This is a genomic window from Hydrogenophaga aquatica (assembly GCF_054780915.1).
The window spans coordinates 197,760-214,555 of the sequence record NZ_BAAGVK010000007.1; the positions used below are offsets into that span (position 1 = coordinate 197,760).

Below are 16,796 nucleotides of genomic sequence, written 5' to 3' on the forward strand. Positions count from 1 at the left end.
GCAGATGAACGGCCGCAGGCGGCGGTTATCCCGGACAATCCGGGCCATGCATCCCAAAGCCTTTCTTGACGCCTGCGCCGCACTGGTCGCGCAGGTGCTGACCTTTCAACACCCCGCCGACGCCACCGTGGCGCGTTACTTCCGCGAACACCACCACCTGGGGCCGCGCGAGCGGCAAAGCCTGTCTGACACTGTCTACACCGTGTTGCGTGAGAAGCCGCGCCTGGAGTGGCTGGCCCGGCAAGGCGAGGCAGCCCTGCCCAAGGGCGCTGCGCCCATTGCCTTGGCGCGCCGGCTGGCGCTGCTGGCCTTCAAGGGGGACCCCGCCTGGCGCGACGCGGCCTGCAGCGACGAAGAACGGGCCTGGCTGGCCCAGGTTGCCAGCCCCGGTCAGGCGGCGTTACCGCCCGAAGCGCGCCACTTGCTGCCCGGCTGGCTGGCCGAGCGGCTGCGGGCCCAGGTGGGTGAGGAATTCGACGACCTGGCCGCGTCGTTGAACGCGCCCGCCACCCTGGACTTGCGCGTGAATGCGCTGAAGGCCAAGCGCCCTGCGGTGCTGCGGGCCCTGCAGGAGGCGGGCTTGCCCGCCGAGCCCACCCCCTATGCGCCATTGGGGGTGCGTCTGCAGGGCAAGCCGTCCCTGCACAAGCTCCCGCTGTACACCGAAGGCGCCGTTGAGGTGCAGGACGAGGGTTCGCAGCTGCTGGTGCTGCTGATGGAGCCCAAGCGCAATGAGATGGTGGCGGACTTCTGCGCCGGTGCGGGCGGCAAGACGCTGGCCTTGGGAGCTGCCATGCGCGGCACCGGGCGGCTTTACGCCATGGACACGTCCGCACACCGCCTGGAAGCCATCCAGCCCCGGCTGGCCCGCAGCGGTTTGGCCAACGTGCATCCCATGGCCATTGCGCACGAGCGCGACGAGCGCCTCAACCGGCTGGCGGGCAAGCTCGACCGGGTGCTGGTGGACGCGCCATGCTCCGGCCTGGGCACGCTGCGCCGCAGCCCCGACCTGAAGTGGCGCCAGTCGTCCGAGGGGGTGGCCGAGCTTGCCATGCTCCAGGGCCGCATCCTGGCCAGCGCGGCACGGCTGGTCAGGCCCGGTGGCCGTCTGGTGTACGCCACCTGCAGCCTGCTGGAGGAGGAAAACGAGGCTGTCGCGCGGGCGTTCGCCGCCGCCCACCGGGACTTCGTGCCTGTGCGGGCTGAGGAACTGTTGACGCGCGCGGGTGTCGAAGGCGCAGCGGCTCTGTGCCGGGACGGCTACCTGCGCTTGTGGCCGCATCTGCATGGAACCGACGGCTTTTTTGCGGCTGTCTGGAACAAAAGGCCTTGAACTTTCGGCATTTGCCGCGAAATGCCCGACGAGTGGCGCTTGGCGATTTTGGCCTTGCGCCCTAAAATCAGAGGCTATGCCTTGCGTGGCCCCGCGGAACGGGGTGCCGTCTGGTGAGTTTTTCTTTTTCCAAAGGACATACATGTCTGTGTTTGAATCGGGCTGGAACGGGTTGATCAATTTCCTGTCTCAGGGCCTTACCGGCGCCACGTGGTGGCAGGTGCTGATCGTCGCACTGGTGATGACCCACATCACCATCGTCAGCGTCACGCTGTTCCTGCACCGCCACCAGGCCCACCGCGCGCTGGATCTGCACCCCGCGGTGTCGCATTTCTTCCGCTTCTGGCTGTGGATGACCACCGGCATGCTCACCAAGGAGTGGGCGTCCATCCACCGCAAGCACCACGCCAAGTGCGAGCAGGAAGGCGACCCCCACAGCCCCGTGGTGTTCGGCATCAAGAAAGTGTTCTGGGAAGGTGCCGAGCTGTACCGCGCCGAGGCCAAGAACAAGGAAACGATGGAGCGCTACGGCCACGGCACGCCCGACGACTGGGTCGAGCGCAATGTCTACACCAAGTATTCCCGCCTGGGTGTCAGCGCCATGCTGATCATCGACGTGGCGCTGTTCGGCGCACTTGGTCTGGCGGTGTGGGCCGTGCAGATGGCCTGGATCCCGTTCTGGGCGGCTGGCGTGGTCAACGGCATCGGCCACTTCTGGGGTTACCGCAACTTCGAGGCCACCGACGCCAGCACCAACGTGTTCCCCTGGGGCATCATCATTGGTGGCGAAGAGCTGCACAACAACCACCACACCTACCCCACTTCCGCCAAGTTCTCGGTCAAGCCGTATGAGTTTGACATTGGCTGGGTGTACATCAGCATTCTGGCCAAGTTTGGCCTGGCCAAACCCAAGAAGACGCCGCCGAAGCTGGCCTTTGGCGATGTGAAGCCCGTGGCCGACGAAAAGACGCTGGAGGCGATCATCGCCAACCGCTACGAGGTGATGGCTGGTTACGCCCGCCAGATGCGCGCCACCGTGCAGGCCGAACTGGACGCCATGAAGTCCAAGCGCGCTGACGTTTCCATGCTGGAAGCCGCACGCCGCTGGCTGCACCGCGACGACGACAAGGTGCCCGCCAAGTACAAGGCCAAGGTTGAGCAGGTGCGCGCCCAGCACCCCACGCTGGCCAAGATGCATGCCATGCGCGAGGAGCTGCGCCAGCTGTGGTCCAACACCACGGTGACCCGTGAGCAACTGGCCAAGGACCTGCAGGCCTGGTGCCGCCGTGCCGAGGAGAGTGGCATCGCCGCCCTGCGCGATTACTCCATCCGTCTGCGCGCTGTCCAGGCGGCCTGATCCGGCATCACCGGTCCAGGCAGGCAAAAAAAGCCCGCCTCTCGAAAGAGGGCGGGCTTTCTGTTTGGCCAAGCCGCTGTTCAGGTCGGCTGGCCAGCAGCTTCGCCACGCAGGGCCTGCAACATCCGTTCGACGGCCACGTTCAGTTCGGGGGCCTGCAACGCCTTGAGGCCATGCTGAAGGTGGGGCAGGTGCATGTAACTGCCCAGGTAGAAGCCATCCTGACCCAGAATGTTCAGATCCGTGATGTCGCTGGGCAGGTTCAGGCGCCCCTGGGCCAGCCATTCCCCGGCACGGGCGCTCAAGTAGCTCAGCCCTGTCTGTTCGGCCTGCAAGGGCGTGTCCGCCACATGGCTGGGTGACACCAGGACGCTGTCAATGGCGCTGACCCGCTCGATCAGCTCACTGGGCAGTTCCCAGCTCTGCATCAACAGCCGTGCCAGTTCGCATGCAGCCACGCCCAGGTGTTGCTGTTCGGCCTGGGCCCGTTCCAGCAGCCCCGCCTCTGCCGTGGCCACAGCCACATCCTTGGGCAACAGGGCGGCCGCCGCCAGGTGGCCCACGTAGGACAGGACCACGTGTGTGGAAAGCACACCCGGGTCGGGCAGCCGCAGCTTCTGACCCAGGCGGAAGCACAGGTCGCTGGCCAGCGCGCTGGCTTTCCATATGCCGTCGAAGATCTTCTGGATCTCGGGGCTGTCCGATTTGAAGGACTCGTCCAGCATGTACTGGACGCAGATGCCACGCACGGCGTTGAGCCCGAGGTAGGTGACCGCCTGACCGATCTGTACCACCGGCTTTTGCAGCCCGTAGACCGGCGAATTGACGCGCGCCAGCACCTTGGCGGCGATCAGAGGCTCGCCCAGGACCAGGTCGGCCAGTTCGGTGGAGGTGGCGCGCAGCAGGAAGTCGGGTGACACCAGTTGCTGGAACGAGCGGGGCGGCCTGGGAATGCCCTTGAGCCTGGCCAGCAGCGCGGCTTTGCTCTCTTCATCCAGGCTGTCGCTGTGGATCAGGCGCAAGGCTGCCAAGGGTTGCGGAACGTCTGCAGCCTGCCAAGTTGTGGCCTGCATGGCAGGCTCTTGACGAACAGGCGTGGAGACCAGCGCAGACGGTGAGTCTGATGGTGTTTTGCTGGGATTGTCTGGCACGGATGGCTGCTGCCGGCCCCCGCGTGAAAGCCAAAACCAGGCAACGCCAACCAACAGCGCAATACCGACAAGCCAGACGAACAGGGAGCCGCCCATGAACCAACCTCACGTGAACAGTGTTTCTGGTCAGCATTTTCACCGTTTTGCGGAAATGTCATATTTTTTGTGATGAATGGATCGACATGCGTCAGAATCACGCATGTCGTAGATCATTTTTCTTGAAGTAAATGACAACAATCCTGGTTATTTTGTTGGTGTTGCTTGTTTTTTCAGTATTGATTCTGTCGTTTTGGATGCTCAGGCGGCGGCGCAGTGGTTTTTTTGCCACGGAGAACGAGGTGCCCGCCAGCATGCAGACGGTTCAGTCCGGTGCTGCCGTCCCCGCGATCCTTCCCGAGCGCTGGGACATGCCAGCTGAACTGGCGGGTTTTCGGCGTGTCGAGGCATTTGAACTGTCGGACGCCGATCACGACGCCTTGCTGGCTCGGCTCACACACATTCCCCGCCCGCCCAACGGTTTGCACAAGCTGCTGTCGCCGCAGTTCCTGGAAGAGGCGATGGCTTCAGAGCTGAGCGAGCTGATCCTCGCGGAGCCTGCGGTCGCGGCCAAGGTGCTGGCCACCGTCAACTCGCCTTTCTATGGTCTGCCCCGGCCCGTGACGAGCGTGGACCAGGCCATCGCCGTGCTGGGCATGGATGCGGTGCGCGGCATCTGCCTGCGACACATGGTGAGCGAGTCCTTGCGGCCAGCCGACCCTGGCTTGCAGCCGGTTTTCGACAAATGGTGGAATGCCAGTGCGCTTGCCAGCCAGCTGGCCTTGCGCCTGGGTCAGCGCCTGGGCGTGCCCGACCCCGGGGCCATGGTGACGCAGGCCGTGCTGTCCTTCCTTGGGCACATGGTGGCCATGTCGCTGCAGCCCGCCGAGGCCACACTTGCCAATGCCCGTTCGGGGTTTCTGGAGCGCACCCGGCGCGAGCAGGAAACGCTTGGCCTGTGTGCCGGTGAGCTGGGTTGCCTGATGATGAAGCAGTGGGAAATGCCCGACGCCATCATTGAAGATGTGCGCGCGGTTGACCGCATCCTCACCACGCCGCCCAAACAGCTCGACAGCCACCGCGGCCTGCGCCTGGCGCTGAGCTACTACAGCGCGCGCGTGGCAGAAAAGCTTGCCACGGGTGAATGGGCCGACCTGTCACAGGCGGCGCCTGAGGCCCTGCGAGGCTCCGAGTTCTTTCACCTGCAAACCCACTTCATGGTGCATCCACGCCTGAAGCTGCTTGCGCAGGATTTCCGCGATCCGGCATTCGTCGCGGAGATGACGGGCATGCTGCAGTCGGTGCGCAGCCTCTGACGGCAGAGCCCCGCGTCAGTTCGATTGCGGTTGCAGGAACACCTTGGCCTTGCGCGGCGACACCACGACCTTCTCGCCCTCTTTCAGGCCCAGCGCGCGGAAGCGCTCGGCGGTGATCTGCGCTTCGATCAGCGGGTCGTGGCCGTCGGGCTGCTGGGGGTCTTCAGGCCACAGTTCCAGCCTGGCGATGGGGCCCACGACGATGGCGCGTTGCAGTTCGGCCACGATGCCGGTGGCACCCGGGCTGTAGCGTTCCACTTCCAGGTCGTGCGGGCGCACGTAGGCAAAGGCCTTGGCGTCGTGCGCCTGGGCATGTTCGGGCGAGTCGATGGCCACTCCTTCCAGGTGCAGCAAGCCCTCATGCGCGCGGCCGTGGAACAAGTTCACGTCGCCCAGGAAACCATAGACGAAGGGGCTGGCGGGATGGTCCCACACGTCCTGTGGGGTGCCTACCTGTTCCACCACGCCCTGGTTCATCAACACCACGCGGTCGGCCACTTCAAGCGCTTCTTCCTGATCGTGCGTCACGAAGATGCTGGTCACATGCAGTTCGTCGTGCAGGCGGCGCAGCCAGCGGCGCAGTTCCTTGCGCACCTTGGCGTCCAGTGCGCCAAAGGGTTCGTCCAGCAGCAGCACCTTGGGCTCCACGGCCAGCGCGCGTGCCAGGGCAATGCGCTGGCGCTGCCCGCCGGAGAGTTGTGCCGGGTAGCGGTCGGCCAGCCAGTCCAGCTGCACCAGGCTCAGCAGTTCATGCACCTTGGCCTTGATCTGCGCTTCGCTGGGGCGCTGGCCGCGCGGCTTCACGCGCAGGCCGAAGGCCACGTTCTCGAACACGCTCATGTGGCGGAACAGCGCGTAGTGCTGGAAGACGAAGCCCACGTTGCGCTCGCGCACGTGAACGTCAGTGGTGTCCTCACCGCTGAAGAGGATGCTGCCGGTGTCGGGCGTTTCCAGCCCGGCGATGATGCGCAGCAGCGTGGTCTTGCCGCAGCCCGATGGGCCCAGCAGCGCCAGCAACTCGCCGGATGCGATGTCCAGGTTCACGTCGCGCAGCGCGTGAAAGTTGCCGAAGTGTTTGTTGACGTTGCGAATCTCGATGCTCATGTTCGTTCCTTGCGCTGCGTTTTCAAGCAGCTTGGCTGGCGGGCGCGGGGCGCTCTGGCGGCAGCTCGGTGAGCGCCTTCATCTCGCGTTCCATGCGCCACTCGGCCACGGACTTGATGGCCAGCGTGACCAGGGCCAGCAGTGCCAGCAGCGAGGCCACGGCGAAGGCAGCCACCGACTGGTATTCGTTGTAAAGAATTTCCACGTGCAGCGGCATGGTGTTGGTCTGCCCGCGGATGTGGCCAGAGACCACGCTGACCGCGCCGAACTCGCCCATGGCACGCGCGTTGCACAGGATCACGCCATAGATCAGGCCCCACTTGATGTTGGGCAGCGTCACGCGCCAGAAGGTCTGCCAGCCAGTGGCACCCAACACGATGGCAGCCTGCTCCTCTTCGTTGCCTTGTGCCTGCATCAGCGGGATGAGTTCGCGCGCAATGAAGGGGAAGGTGACGAAGATGGTGGCCAGGATGATGCCCGGCACGGCGAAGATGATCTTGATGTCGTGTTCGGCCAGCCAGGGGCCCAGCCAGCCTTGCGCGCCGAAAACCAGCACGTAGATGAGACCCGCCACCACCGGCGACACCGAGAACGGCAGGTCCACCAGCGTGGTGAGGAAGGACTTGCCCCGGAACTCGTATTTGGCAATGGCCCAGGCTGCGGCCACGCCGAAGACCAGGTTCAGCGGCACGGCGACCAGTGCCGTCAGCAGCGTCAGCCGCACGGCGGACCAGGCGTCGGGCTCCTTCAGGGCTTCCAGGTAGCCCTCGACACCCTTGCGCAGCGCTTCGGTGAACACGGCGGCAAGCGGCAGCACCAGGAACAGGAACATGAACGTCAGCGCCACGCCGATGAGCGTGTAGCGCACCCAGGCGGCTTCGGTCGTGCCCTTGCGCGCGCTGCGTGTGGCGGCTTTGCCTGCGGGTGCTGCGCTCATGCCCGGCCCCCCGTGGCGCGTTTGCGCTGCCAGCCCTGCAGCCCGTTGATGATGAGCAGCAGCACGAAGGAGATGGCCAGCATGACAGTAGCCACAGCGGTGGCACCGGCATAGTCGTACTGTTCCAGCTTGCCGATGATGATGAGCGGCGTGATTTCCGAAACCATGGGCATGTTGCCTGCGATGAAGATGACCGAGCCGTATTCACCCACCGCACGCGCGAATGCCATGGCAAAGCCGGTGAGCAGCGCGGGCATGATGGACGGGAAGATGACCTTGGTGAAGGTCTGCCAGCGTGTGGCGCCCAGGCAGGTGGCGGCTTCCTCGAGTTCCTTCTCGGCGTCTTCCAGCACTGGCTGCACCGTGCGCACCACGAAGGGCAGCCCGATGAAGATGAGTGCGATGACCACGCCATTCGGGTTGAAGGCCAGCTGGATGCCGTGCGGCTCCAGGAACTGACCGATCCAGCCGTTGCCGGCCAGCAGGGCCGTGAGCGAGATACCCGCCACCGCCGTGGGCAGCGCGAAGGGCAGGTCCACCAGCGCGTCGGCGATCTTCTTGCCCGGGAAGCTGTAGCGCACCAGCACCCAGGCTACCAGCAGGCCGAACACCACGTTGACCAATGCCGCGATCAGCGATGCGCCGAACGTCAGCCGGTACGAGGCCAGCACGCGGGGCGCCGTCACCGCTTCCCAGAATTGCGGCCAGGTGAGCGTGAAGGTCTTGAGCACCAGCGCCGACAGCGGGATCAGCACGATCAGGCTCAGGTACAGGACGGCGTAGCCCAGCGTCAGGTTGAAGCCGGGCAGCACATTGCGCCGGTTCGGGCGCCGTGCTGCCTCAGGCTGTGTTGCCAGGGTATGGCTCATGCTCAACGGCCCTGGGTGTAGAGCTTGTCGAACTGGCCGCCGTCGTTGAAGTGCACTTTCTGTGCTTCAGCCAGGGAGCCGAAGTATTGCTCCACCGTGAAGAACTTGATGGGCTTGAAGGCGCTGCTGTATTTCTTGAGGACGGCCTCGTTGCGCGGGCGGATGTTGTGCTTGGCGGCGATTTCCTGGCCTTCGGGGCTGTAGAGGAAGTCGAGGTAAGCCTTGGCATCGGCGGATGTGCCCTTCTTGGCTACGGTGCGTTCGACGATGGCCACCGGGTTCTCGGCCACGATGGAGGCGCTCGGGTGGATCGCGTCGACCTTGCCCTTGCCGAATTCGTTGTCCACCGACACGACTTCGGACTCGAAGGTCACCAGCACGTCGCCGATGTTGCGCTGCAGGAAGATGCCAGTGGCGTCACGCCCGCCGCGTGCCAGCACGGGCACGTTCTTGTACAGCTTGCTCACGAAGTCCAGCGCGTCGGCGTCGCTGCCGCCCTTGCTGCGCACGTAACCCCAGGCGGCCAGGTAGGCCATGCGGCCGTTGCCGCCGGTCTTGGGGTTGACCACCACCACTTGCACGCCGGGCTTGATCAGGTCGTCCCAGTCCTTGATGTTCTTGGGGTTGCCATTGCGCACCAGGAACAGCATGGTGGAGGTGGTGGGGGCCGCGCCGTTGGGGAACTTCTGGCGCCAGTCCTTGGCCACCACGCCCTTGTCGGCGAGGAAGTCGATGTCGGTCGTGGTGTTGAAGGTCACCACGTCGGCCTCCAGGCCATCGGCCACGGCACGCGCCTGCGCGCTGGAGCCGGCATGCGACTGGTCAACCTTGATGTCCTTGCCCGTGGTCTTTTTGTGGTGGGCAATGAAGGCGGTGTTGACGTCCTTGTAGAACTCGCGGGCCACGTCGTAAGACACGTTGAGCAGCGTGGTCTGGGCGGAGGCGGCAGAAGCGGCGGCCAGGGCCAGGGTGGCCAGGGCGGTGCGGAGGGTGTTTTTCATGGTGCGAACAGAGAGGAAAAGGATGTATGCCCTGGATTCTGAAAGACCCTCTTCAATCCTCAAACTACTTTGTTATTGTTTTCTTATTTAAAAAACGAATATACGAGGTGCTTTCTCGCTTATGCAGTGCAGTTAACCTCATGGGTTTCAAGCAAAGACCTCAGCAGCGCCAGACCTAGGGGCCAGTTGCCGTGACCGGATTCGACGTTGATGTGTCCAGCGTCGTTGATGCGGACGAATTCGCTACCCCAGGCTCGGGCGTATGCACCTGCCAGCCGTACCGGGCAAAAGGGGTCGTTGGTGCTTGCAACAACGATGCTGCGGTAGGGCAGCCGCTGGTACGGGACCGGTGCGAAGTCTGCGAGCACGCCACGGCGCTCCGGGTCGGCGGGTGCCACCAGCAGGGCGCCGTGGATGCGATCCAGAACTTCACCTTCCAAATGGGCCGTGGCAATGCAGCCCAGGCTGTGGGCGGCCAGCACTACAGGTCCTGGTACCGCCAGGATGGTCTTGGTCAGCCGTTCGACCCAGGCGCAGCGGACAGGGGTGATCCAGTTGTCCTGCACCACCCGGCGTGCCCCGGGAATGGAATCGGCCCAAAGGGTCTGCCAGTGCCCCGCGCCGGAGTCTCGCCAGCCCGGCACGATGATGGTGGTGGGGCGGTTCATCGCCTGTACCTCACCGGTTGGGCTGCGGCGTCAGCCGCAGGTAGGGGCGGACTACGCGGTAACCCTTGGGGAAACGGCGGGCGATTTCCTCGGGGTCTTGCAGGCTGGGGACGATGACCACGTCCTGCCCCTGTTGCCAGTTGGCGGGCGTGGCGACCTTGTGGCTGTCCGTCAGTTGCAGCGAGTCGATGAGCCGCAGGATCTCGTCGAAATTGCGGCCGGTGCTGGCGGGGTACGTGAAGGTGGCGCGGATCACCTTCTTCGGGTCGATGACGAACACGCTGCGCACCGTCGCAGTGGCCGACGCGTTGGGGTGGATCATGTCATACAGCGTGGCTACCTTGCGGTCGGCATCGGCCAGGATGGGGAAGTCGACCGTCGTGTTCTGGGTCTCGTTGATGTCCACGACCCAGCGATCGTGGGATTCCAGAGGGTCTACGCTGACTGCGATGGGCTTGACATTGCGCTTGGCGAATTCGCTGGACAACGCGGCGGTCTTGCCGAGTTCCGTGGTGCACACCGGTGTGAAGTCAGCTGGATGGGAAAAGAGCACGGTCCAGTGTTCTCCTGCCCACTCGTGGAAATGGATAAGGCCGGCGGTGGACTCCTGAGTGAAGTCCGGGGCGATATCGCCGAGTCTGAGCGTCGTCATTCGGGTTCTCCGGTTTGGTCAGGTGTTTGATTGTGGAAGCCCGAGCCTGAACGGCGAACGAATATTCGTTTACTTGCTTATGCGTTTTGGTTGCAAGTCCGGTCTGGGCAAAAAAATGCCTGGGCGGTTGACGGCCCAGGCCAAGGCCTCGCTGTGCACCTCCGTTACCTCCGCGTGCGAGGCGGTTCCGTCATGGGTTCACCTGATCGGTTTTTTTACAGGGCGCGGCTGGCGTGCTCCGGCGCGTAGCGGTCGGCCTGGATGTCGGGTGTCAGTCCGTGTGTGAAGACTTCGTCTGTGATGGGTAGGAACTGTGCGTTCCATTCTGTCCAGGCTTGGCGCAACCGCTCGAACACCTCGGGGTGCCGCTGTCTCAGGTTGGCGCGTTCCAGGGAGTCGGTCTCGACATCGAACAGGAACTCGTTGCCGTTGATCTTGAGGTATTTCCAGCGGCCTTCCCGTACGGCACGCTGCTGCTGCGCTTTGTAGCGCCAGAAGAGACGGCGCTCGCGCACGGGTTGGTGCCCTTGCAGCACCGGAAGAATGTCCTCGCCATCGGGCTCGAAGCCCGGGGCGGGAGACACACCGGCTGCGGCTAGCAGGGTGGGCAGCCAGTCCATGGTGATGGTTACCTGTTCGCTGACCTGGGGTTGCAGGCGGGCTGGCCAACGCAGCAGAGTGGGGACGCGGATTCCTCCTTCCAGCAACTCCGTCTTCTGACCGGTGAATGGCCAGGTCTTTGCGAAGCGCTCACCACCGTTGTCGCTGCTGAAGACAACGATGGTGTTCTCGTCCCACCCGCGGTGCTCAAGGGCGCGAAGCACCTGGCCGACGGCGTTGTCCAGCGAGCCAACCATCTTGCCGTAGGTCTGCAGGTTGCCGCCGTCGTAGTGGAAGAGGTCGCCAAGGGTGCGCGAAACGTGCTCGTCCTCCGGTCCCACCCACGGCCAGTGGGGGGCGGTGAAGTGCAGGGAGAGGAAGAAAGGACGTTCTTCTGACTGGCGCTCGATCCAGGCCGAGGCTTCGTCAGCCAGGATCTGCGTGTAATACCCCACCCGTTCGACGGGTGTGTCGCCTTCGAAGAGGTCCCTCCGCACGGTCTCGCCCACGCCCGGTTTGTGGGTGAAATAGTCGATAGCACCGCCATGGTTGCCGAAGAAGTGGTTGTAGCCGCTCCGGAGGGGGCCGAAGGTGGGCGGGCTGCCCAGGTGCCACTTACCGATCAGTGCGGTTTCGTAGCCGGCGTCGCGCAGCAGCGATGGCAGCGTGGGGTGGTCTGGCGGCAGACCATGCAGGTGTGCGGCGCGTACCAGGGGCTCTTCCAGGCCGCCACGCAGGCGGTACTGGTAGCGGCCCGTCATGAGCGCGAAGCGCGTGGCGGAGCACACGGCGGAATTGGCGTAAGCCTGGGTGAAACGCACGCCTTGCGCGGCCAGGGTGTCGAGATGAGGGGTCTGGAAGGCGGTTTGCCCGTAGACGCCGAGGTCGGCCCAGCCGAGATCGTCGGCCAGGATGAAGAGGATGTTGGGGCGGCGATGTGTGTTCATGCTTGCCCCGTCACCTTGCCGCTGGCGTCGGTCTCGCGCCAATGCCGGTCCAGCTTGAGGTCTTTGACTGCCTGCAGGACGAAGCGGCGGTCGAACCAGGCGGGAACGTCGAAGCCCTGGCGAATCAAGCCCAGCCGCAGGCCATCGTCGAGTACGCCCTGGTAGCCAGCAACGAACCCGTCGTCCAGCAGCGGCGAATATCGCCACGACAGATCGTCGCCCTGGAGTTCCTCGCGAAAGGACACCTCGGGGTTGCCGCTGTTGTCGGCGTACAGCTTGATGAGCGCCGCGCGGTTGTTTTCCGCCGACGCCCAGTGGGCCGCGCGCACCAGCTGCTTGACGACGCGCTGAACCGATTGCGGTTGTTCCGCCGAGAATTCGGCGGTGGCCAGCAGCCCGGAGTTGATGGTGTAAGCCGGGCCGAGTCCCTTGGTGCTGATGGGGATGTTGACGCCCTTGTCTTTCAGGGCGAAGAGGTCCGGGCCGCCGAAGGTGGCGTCGATCTGCCCGGTGGCCACGGCCGCCTTGGAGCTGGGCCAGTCCATGTTGATGAGTTTGACGTCTTTTTCCGTCAGGCCGACGCTGGCCAGCAGGTTGTCGAAGGTCCGCTGGTAGGCCGTGCCCTTGAGTACGGTGACGCGCTTGCCCCTGAGGTCCGCGAAGGTCTTGACCACCACCCCGGGCGCGGTGGCCAGGTAGCTGTCCGAACCCCGTCCGGTGGCTGCGATGAAACGGGTGTTGAGCCCCCTCGACTTGTGGATCACCGAGGCCAAGTCGCCCAGTGAGACGATGTCCAGTTGCCTGGCCGCGAGCGCCTCGGCGACTGCCGGACCTGCGCCACGGAAGAAGTTCCACTCGATGCGAATGCCGTCCTTGGCGAATTCTTCGTCCAGCCACTTGTGGGCCTGTAGCACGGCAAAGGCGTTGGCGCCGGGTGAGGGCTTGCCTGCGCTGCCCAGGTCGGGCGAGCCGAGGCGGATGACCTTGGAGGTTTGTGCCCGGCCGAGGAGCGGACTGGCCACCGCTGCGCTGGCCAGTCCCAAGACGATATGGCGGCGCCGGATAGCGGGCTGCGGGGAGGAGGTGAGATCCATGGTGTTCTTCTGTAGATTGAATAAAGGGGTCAGATGGCGAACTGCCAGCCCGACAGCGGCTTGGCGGCGGGCTCACGCTTCCATGGGGCCTCGGCCAGTTCGGCCGCGCCTTGTGGGGCGAATTCCCGCAACACCTGTTCCCTGACGGTGGCAAACCCATGCGAGGCGCGGTCGCGGGGGTGGGGCAAGGTCACCGGGACGATGCGGCGCACCCGCCCGGGGCGCGGTTCCATCACCACCACGCGGTTGCCCAGATAGACCGCTTCCTCCACGTCGTGCGTCACCAGGATCATGGTGATGCCCTCTGTGCGCCAGATGCGGTGCAGTTCCTGTTGCAGGTGGGCGCGGGTCATCGCGTCGAGCGCGCCGAAGGGTTCGTCCAGCAGCAGCACATCGGGGCGGTTGACCAGCGCGCGGGCAATCGCCACACGCTGCGACATGCCGCCCGAGAGCTGGTGGGGGTAGGCGGATTCGAATCCCTTGAGCCCCACCAGTTCGATGTGCTCGCGCACGGTGGCGGCCTTTTCCTGGGGGCTGAGGGGGGCGTTGAGCAGGCTGAGTGCGATGTTCTTCTCGACCGTGAGCCAGGGAAACAGGCGGTGCTCCTGGAACACGATGCCGCGTTCCAGGCTGGTCCCCACGATGCGCTTGCCGTCCAGCAGGATGTCGCCTTGGTAGTCACCCTCCAGGCCGATGAGCAGGCGCAGCAGCGTGGACTTGCCGCAACCGCTGGAGCCTACGATGCTGATGAATTCGCCCGGGGCGATGTCGAGGTTGATGTCCTGCAGCACGGGCAAAGGCTTGCCCTTGACCTCGTACTGTTTGTGAAGGTCCTTGATGGAAAGTGTTGCGGCATGTGCCATGTTTGTGTTCCTTGTTTCAGTAGCGCGCCACCGTACGGTCGCGCCATGCCAGCAGGTGTTTTTCCAGGGTGGCCAGCGTCCAGTTCAATACGGCCCCGACCAGCCCGACCACGATGATTCCGAGCAGCACCAGATCCATCCACAGGTGCTCGCGGCCATCGATGAGGGTGTTTCCGATGCCCTTGCCCGACGCCATCAGGTATTCGGCGCCCAGAGTGGCCAGCCAGGTGTAGATGAGCGACAGCTGCAGACCTGTGAAGATCGAGGGCGCCGCCGCCGGGGCGACCACGCGGCCCACCAGTTGCCAGGTGCTGAACCCGTGCACCCGGGCAACCTCGATGAACTCGCGCGGAACGCCGCGCAGGCCCTCGCAGGTGTTGAGCACCACAGGGAAGAACGCAGCTAGGGCGATAAAAGCGATCTTGGCGGCGTCGCCCAGGCCGAACCACATTGACAGCATCGGTATCCACGCGAACAGCGAAATCTGCTTGAGCGTGTGGAAAGACGGGCCCAGGAGCCGGTTGAACCAGTGCGAGCCGCCCAGCAGTGCACCGAACACCAGCCCGGCGCTGGCGCCGATGGCAAACCCCCAGGCATTGCGCCAAAGGCTGGCCGACAGGCTGGTCCATAACTCACCGGTACGCACCTGCAGCACCGCGCGTTCCCATACTGCCAGCGGCGAAACGAGCAGTGGCGAGTCGGACCAGCCCGCGTTGGCGGCCCAAGCCCAGGCGGCCAGAAGGGCCAGGGGCAGAACCCATCCCCGCAACTGGGGGGGCAGGGTGATCTTGTGTGTGTTGGTGGACATCATGTGTCTCCTTTCAGAAACCGCTCTTGCGCCAGCGCAGCAGCCAGTCTTCGGTGCGCTGCAGCGCCTTGTCCAGCGCCCAGCCCACCATTCCCACGGCCAGCACGGCGGCCAGCACCACGTCCAGTTGGAACAGCTGGCGACCGTAGACGATGAGGAAGCCGATGCCCTCAGACGAGGCCAGCAGTTCCACCACCACCAGGGCCAGCCAAGCGTGGGTGAGGCCGTAGCGCACGCCGTTCCAGATGGGGGCCGTGGCGGCAGGCAGGACCACGCGTGTCAGCAACTGCCAGCGGCTGAAGGCGTAGACCCTGGCGACTTCCACGAAACGGTGCGGCACGCCCTGGATGCCCTGGCAAGTGTTCACTGCCACTGGCACCAGTGTGGCCTTGGCAATCAGCAGGTATTTCAGTGACTCGTCGATGCCGACCAGCAGCATCAGGAAAGGCAGCCAGCCGATCGTGGGCACTTGGCTGAAGGCCTTGAACAGCGGATAGACGTAGTCCCGCAGTAGGGGCGACAGACCCATGGCAATGCCCAGCATCAAGCCGCCGAACAGCCCGATGCTGAAGCCCGCGAAGACGCGCACCAGACTGATGTTCAGGTTGGCCCACAGTTCCCCGCTGCCGAGCAGGTCAGAGAACGTGTTCACAACCGTGCGGGGTGCAGGCAGCACCTGGTCGGGCACCCAGCCGCGTGTGCTGGCGAGTTGCCAGATGGCCAGCAGTGCCAGCGGCACGGCCCAGGCCCACAGCCAGTTCACGCTCCAGTTCAATGGCGGTCGGAAGATGAGCCTTGGCGGCCCGATGTCGTCGGCAGGTAGGGGTGCCGTGAGTGATCGCTGTACGGTCATGGTGTTTGCCTCGCAGTCTTGGCGGGCACGGTCAACGCACCAAAGGCTTGCCATCGGCCGCGTAGGCTGGCCAGTAGTTCTCCAGCTTCAGCTCCTTCAGTGCGGCGTTGAGGAAGCTGCGGTCGAACCAGCTGTCGACCTCGGGAGCCGAGCGCGTGAGCTTGAGCTCCAGGCTCTCGCGGGCGGAGTCCTTGTAGCGTTCCACCAGGAAGGGGTCCAGCAGCGGCGAGAGCCTCACACGCAGCGGCTGGCCTATGAAGTCCTCGCGCCAGACCTTGTCGGGGTATTCCGTCTTCCCCCATTTTTCGAACAGCTCACCGCGCTTTCCTTCGTCGGAATACTTGTGCGCCACCTTCACCAGTGCCGTCACCACGCGTTGCACGGCGGCCGGTTGCTGGCGCGCGAAATCGTCGGTCACCAGCAACACGGTCTGCCGCGTGTACTTGTACGAGTCCTGCGCGGCAGACCAGACCACCTGTGCCTGCCCCTTGTCGCGCAGGTCGAACAGGCCCACGTAGTCGAACACCGCATCTACGTCCTTGTTGATGAGTGCCGTTCTGCCGCCGGGCAGATCGAGGTTGATGATCTTCACGTCGCGCTCGCGGATGCCCTTGTCCTTGAGGGCCCGGATCGCGGCCAAGTGCAGGTTGGTGCCCTTGAACAGAGCCACCTTCTTGCCCTTGAGGTCTTCCAGGCGGCGGATGTCAGAGCCGGGCTGCACGCCCAGGTACAGACCTGTGCGCACACCGCTGCCCAGCACGATGCGTGTCTTCACGCCGTTGGCGCGGTGCACGATGGACGGCAGGTCCCCTTGCCAGGCGAAGTCCAGCTGCTTGTTGACCAGCGCCTCGTTCACGGCCGGGCCGGCGCCTTTGAAGAAGATCCATTCGACGCGCACGCCGTCCTTTTTGAATTCTTCCTCCAGCACGCCATCGGTATAGGCTTGCGCAGTGGTGGTGCCACCATGGCGGATAGGGTTGGTGCCGACGCCTCCGGTAGCCACGCCTATGCGTATCGTTTTCAGAGGTTCTGTGTTCTGGGCGAGGGCGGTGCCCGTGGCCGACAGTGCCAGCGCCAGGGCAGGCAGTGCAAAGCGTATCCAGCGTTTCATTCGTTGCTCCGGTAATGCAGTGGAGAGGGCTCTATGCCGTTTTGTGTGGAAACGCTTCGCGTCATGTCGGCATGGCTGGCGCGAACGGACTGGCCG

General features: G+C 64.5%; 16 protein-coding genes. 3 read left to right on the top strand and 13 right to left on the bottom strand.

Annotated features, from left to right (window positions below; translation table 11 throughout):
* Positions 1 to 46 precede the first annotated feature (46 nt).
* Positions 47 to 1,333, top strand: coding sequence for an RsmB/NOP family class I SAM-dependent RNA methyltransferase (locus ACYVHH_RS05910; protein ID WP_460564182.1), 1,287 nt, complete (start codon positions 47 to 49; stop codon positions 1,331 to 1,333).
* Between the two features lie 142 nt (positions 1,334 to 1,475).
* Entirely contained in the window at positions 1,476 to 2,690 is a 1,215-nt protein-coding gene (locus tag ACYVHH_RS05915; protein ID WP_460564183.1) for a DesA family fatty acid desaturase, read from the top strand.
* 80 nt (positions 2,691 to 2,770) lie between these two features.
* Here ACYVHH_RS05915 and ACYVHH_RS05920 read toward each other — a convergent pair whose 3' ends face one another.
* Positions 2,771 to 3,763: an HDOD domain-containing protein gene (locus tag ACYVHH_RS05920; protein WP_460564184.1), complete on the bottom strand. Its 993-nt coding sequence runs from the start codon at positions 3,761 to 3,763 to the stop codon at positions 2,771 to 2,773.
* 428 nt (positions 3,764 to 4,191) lie between these two features.
* On the opposite strand from ACYVHH_RS05920, the gene ACYVHH_RS05925 reads away from it, so the two are divergent.
* A complete protein-coding gene (locus ACYVHH_RS05925; RefSeq protein WP_460564185.1) occupies positions 4,192 to 5,193 on the top strand; it encodes an HDOD domain-containing protein in 1,002 nt (333 codons plus the stop codon).
* A 15-nt stretch (positions 5,194 to 5,208) separates the two neighbouring features.
* Here ACYVHH_RS05925 and ACYVHH_RS05930 read toward each other — a convergent pair whose 3' ends face one another.
* The 12 genes from ACYVHH_RS05930 to ACYVHH_RS05985 all read right to left on the bottom strand — a co-directional run bounded on the left by ACYVHH_RS05930 (position 5,209) and on the right by ACYVHH_RS05985 (position 16,700).
* On the bottom strand, positions 5,209 to 6,297 hold the full coding sequence (locus ACYVHH_RS05930; RefSeq protein ID WP_460564186.1) for a sulfate/molybdate ABC transporter ATP-binding protein: 1,089 nt from the start codon (positions 6,295 to 6,297) through the stop codon (positions 5,209 to 5,211).
* Positions 6,298 to 6,319: 22 nt separating this feature from the next.
* Entirely contained in the window at positions 6,320 to 7,234 is a 915-nt protein-coding gene (gene cysW / locus ACYVHH_RS05935) for a sulfate ABC transporter permease subunit CysW (RefSeq protein WP_460564188.1), read from the bottom strand.
* On the bottom strand, positions 7,231 to 8,103 hold the full coding sequence (gene cysT / locus ACYVHH_RS05940) for a sulfate ABC transporter permease subunit CysT (protein WP_460564189.1): 873 nt from the start codon (positions 8,101 to 8,103) through the stop codon (positions 7,231 to 7,233). The genes cysW and cysT overlap by 4 nt, the downstream gene beginning before the upstream one ends.
* 2 nt (positions 8,104 to 8,105) lie before the next feature.
* Positions 8,106 to 9,104 (bottom strand): sulfate ABC transporter substrate-binding protein, encoded by a 999-nt coding sequence (locus ACYVHH_RS05945; RefSeq protein WP_460564190.1) that lies wholly within the window; start codon positions 9,102 to 9,104, stop codon positions 8,106 to 8,108.
* Positions 9,105 to 9,223: 119 nt separating this feature from the next.
* On the bottom strand, positions 9,224 to 9,772 hold the full coding sequence (locus ACYVHH_RS05950) for an RBBP9/YdeN family alpha/beta hydrolase (RefSeq protein ID WP_460564191.1): 549 nt from the start codon (positions 9,770 to 9,772) through the stop codon (positions 9,224 to 9,226).
* A gap of 10 nt (positions 9,773 to 9,782) precedes the next feature.
* Positions 9,783 to 10,424: a peroxiredoxin gene (locus tag ACYVHH_RS05955; RefSeq protein ID WP_460564192.1), complete on the bottom strand. Its 642-nt coding sequence runs from the start codon at positions 10,422 to 10,424 to the stop codon at positions 9,783 to 9,785.
* A 215-nt stretch (positions 10,425 to 10,639) separates the two neighbouring features.
* Positions 10,640 to 11,971, bottom strand: coding sequence for a sulfatase family protein (locus ACYVHH_RS05960; RefSeq protein WP_460564193.1), 1,332 nt, complete (start codon positions 11,969 to 11,971; stop codon positions 10,640 to 10,642).
* The gene (locus ACYVHH_RS05965; RefSeq protein ID WP_460564194.1) at positions 11,968 to 13,065 is read right to left on the bottom strand and encodes an ABC transporter substrate-binding protein; all 1,098 of its coding nucleotides are present in this window, start codon (positions 13,063 to 13,065) and stop codon (positions 11,968 to 11,970) included. The genes ACYVHH_RS05960 and ACYVHH_RS05965 overlap by 4 nt, the downstream gene beginning before the upstream one ends.
* A 29-nt stretch (positions 13,066 to 13,094) precedes the next feature.
* The gene (locus ACYVHH_RS05970) at positions 13,095 to 13,928 is read right to left on the bottom strand and encodes an ABC transporter ATP-binding protein (protein WP_460564195.1); all 834 of its coding nucleotides are present in this window, start codon (positions 13,926 to 13,928) and stop codon (positions 13,095 to 13,097) included.
* Positions 13,929 to 13,944: 16 nt separating this feature from the next.
* The gene (locus ACYVHH_RS05975) at positions 13,945 to 14,739 is read right to left on the bottom strand and encodes an ABC transporter permease (RefSeq protein WP_460564196.1); all 795 of its coding nucleotides are present in this window, start codon (positions 14,737 to 14,739) and stop codon (positions 13,945 to 13,947) included.
* A 10-nt stretch (positions 14,740 to 14,749) separates the two neighbouring features.
* The gene (locus tag ACYVHH_RS05980; protein ID WP_460564197.1) at positions 14,750 to 15,589 is read right to left on the bottom strand and encodes an ABC transporter permease; all 840 of its coding nucleotides are present in this window, start codon (positions 15,587 to 15,589) and stop codon (positions 14,750 to 14,752) included.
* Positions 15,590 to 15,620: 31 nt separating this feature from the next.
* Positions 15,621 to 16,700 (bottom strand): ABC transporter substrate-binding protein, encoded by a 1,080-nt coding sequence (locus tag ACYVHH_RS05985; protein WP_460564198.1) that lies wholly within the window; start codon positions 16,698 to 16,700, stop codon positions 15,621 to 15,623.
* Between the last annotated feature and the right edge of the window lie 96 nt (positions 16,701 to 16,796).

Bases quoted from the DNA above. Each gene is read 5' to 3' on its own strand.
- ACYVHH_RS05910 (WP_460564182.1), top strand. From the start codon at position 47: ATGCATCCCAAAGCCTTTCTTGACGCCTGCGCCGCACTGGTCGCGCAG.
- ACYVHH_RS05915 (WP_460564183.1), top strand. From the start codon at position 1,476: ATGTCTGTGTTTGAATCGGGCTGGAACGGGTTGATCAATTTCCTGTCT.
- ACYVHH_RS05920 (WP_460564184.1), bottom strand. From the start codon at position 3,763: ATGCAGGCCACAACTTGGCAGGCTGCAGACGTTCCGCAACCCTTGGCA.
- ACYVHH_RS05925 (WP_460564185.1), top strand. From the start codon at position 4,192: ATGCAGACGGTTCAGTCCGGTGCTGCCGTCCCCGCGATCCTTCCCGAG.
- ACYVHH_RS05930 (WP_460564186.1), bottom strand. From the start codon at position 6,297: ATGAGCATCGAGATTCGCAACGTCAACAAACACTTCGGCAACTTTCAC.
- cysW (WP_460564188.1), bottom strand. From the start codon at position 7,234: ATGAGCGCAGCACCCGCAGGCAAAGCCGCCACACGCAGCGCGCGCAAG.
- cysT (WP_460564189.1), bottom strand. From the start codon at position 8,103: ATGAGCCATACCCTGGCAACACAGCCTGAGGCAGCACGGCGCCCGAAC.
- ACYVHH_RS05945 (WP_460564190.1), bottom strand. From the start codon at position 9,104: ATGAAAAACACCCTCCGCACCGCCCTGGCCACCCTGGCCCTGGCCGCC.
- ACYVHH_RS05950 (WP_460564191.1), bottom strand. From the start codon at position 9,772: ATGAACCGCCCCACCACCATCATCGTGCCGGGCTGGCGAGACTCCGGC.
- ACYVHH_RS05955 (WP_460564192.1), bottom strand. From the start codon at position 10,424: ATGACGACGCTCAGACTCGGCGATATCGCCCCGGACTTCACTCAGGAG.
- ACYVHH_RS05960 (WP_460564193.1), bottom strand. From the start codon at position 11,971: ATGAACACACATCGCCGCCCCAACATCCTCTTCATCCTGGCCGACGAT.
- ACYVHH_RS05965 (WP_460564194.1), bottom strand. From the start codon at position 13,065: ATGGATCTCACCTCCTCCCCGCAGCCCGCTATCCGGCGCCGCCATATC.
- ACYVHH_RS05970 (WP_460564195.1), bottom strand. From the start codon at position 13,928: ATGGCACATGCCGCAACACTTTCCATCAAGGACCTTCACAAACAGTAC.
- ACYVHH_RS05975 (WP_460564196.1), bottom strand. From the start codon at position 14,739: ATGATGTCCACCAACACACACAAGATCACCCTGCCCCCCCAGTTGCGG.
- ACYVHH_RS05980 (WP_460564197.1), bottom strand. From the start codon at position 15,589: ATGACCGTACAGCGATCACTCACGGCACCCCTACCTGCCGACGACATC.
- ACYVHH_RS05985 (WP_460564198.1), bottom strand. From the start codon at position 16,700: ATGAAACGCTGGATACGCTTTGCACTGCCTGCCCTGGCGCTGGCACTG.